This window comes from Parafrankia colletiae, from assembly GCF_001854655.1.
GTDB lineage: Bacteria > Actinomycetota > Actinomycetes > Frankiales > Frankiaceae > Parafrankia > Parafrankia colletiae.
This window is the reverse complement of sequence record NZ_MBLM01000101.1, coordinates 1-1,114: the sequence shown is the minus strand read 5'-3', so window position 1 is coordinate 1,114 and position 1,114 is coordinate 1. Positions and strand designations below refer to the sequence as shown.

At 64.2% G+C, this 1,114-nt stretch carries 1 protein-coding gene; it reads right to left on the bottom strand.

From position 1 onward, the window contains the following. Positions 1 to 53: 53 nt before the first annotated feature. Entirely contained in the window at positions 54 to 755 is a 702-nt protein-coding gene (locus tag CC117_RS10270) for an alpha/beta fold hydrolase (protein WP_071083509.1), read from the bottom strand. Positions 756 to 1,114: the final 359 nt, after the last annotated feature.

Sequence of the window (1,114 nt, the reverse complement as noted above, 5' to 3'; positions counted from 1 at the left end):
CCCAGTTATCACGGCAACCTTGCCGTCGAGACGGAAGCGATCGGAGATCCCGGTCATGCCTGGGATCCAGACCGCGAGTGGTGCAACGACATCTCAACCTGGGACGCCATTTCGTCATCCCACCAAGTCGGCGGCGGATACCAGCTCGCCAGCAGGGCAGGAGGACAGAACGGTTCCCATGTGTCATCGAGTTGGGCCAGGCGATCCAAGACCGCCAAGATGACGGCTCGATTCACCGGAAGCCCGATGTGCCTGCCCCATACTTCGATGTTCTCGCGGCACTTGCCTTCTACTTCGAGGCACAGCTCCCAGCGGGAGACGCCGTCGCTGCGGGTGTAGATGGACGTGATGGGCACAGGCAACTGCCCACGCTCGATGTCGTCGAACAAACCTACGTAGGCGCCCTGGGCCCATCCGGGAATGAAGCGGTCCGCGAACTGCGAAATGTTCGTGCGATCGAAGGATCTGAATCGGGACCCGGTGCCCATCGTGATCAATTGCCGCACAGCATCCGGGTTGGCGCTAGCCAAATGCCGCGCGAGTAGGCCGCCCAAACTCCACCCGACGAGTGTCACGGGGCGTCCAGATTGACCGTGGAGGGTGGCTACGCGCTGGCTGAGCGCCTCGAAGACGTCCTGGCTTGGCTGCAGATGGCGCCCGAGACCCCATCCCTGGACCTCGTGCCCTTGGCGGCGTATCAACAGGCGAAGTACGGCCGTGTCCTTATCGGTCGCTCCGAATCCGGGAATCACCATGACCGGTCCCGGGTCTGGGGCAGGTCTGGCCCCGAGCCAGGGCACTGCGCACATGAGGGCGGCCGCCTCCAGTGCTGCCCGACACTCGAGAAGGAACAAGCACATCGACGGGGGGACAGGGGCTCTCGCCGCAAGGACGGCTGCAGTGGGTCACCAGTCATGATGTGCTTACCTTACCAGTTAAGCAGCCACGGGGCAGCATTCAGTTTCAGTCGCCCCGAATCGTCTGACGGCTTTGTCTCGAGACTTCCCCAAGCGGCATGCGGCCTCGGTCGTCACCGCCGCCCGCGCTCCTGGGCTCAACCGGCAGCCCGGCAGCCCTCGTGGGGACCGACGGGCAGGCGACGACATCAGGGTGG

Coding starts and splice junctions, on each gene's coding strand:
- CC117_RS10270 (WP_071083509.1), bottom strand. CDS start 755: ATGGTGATTCCCGGATTCGGAGCGACCGATAAGGACACGGCCGTACTT.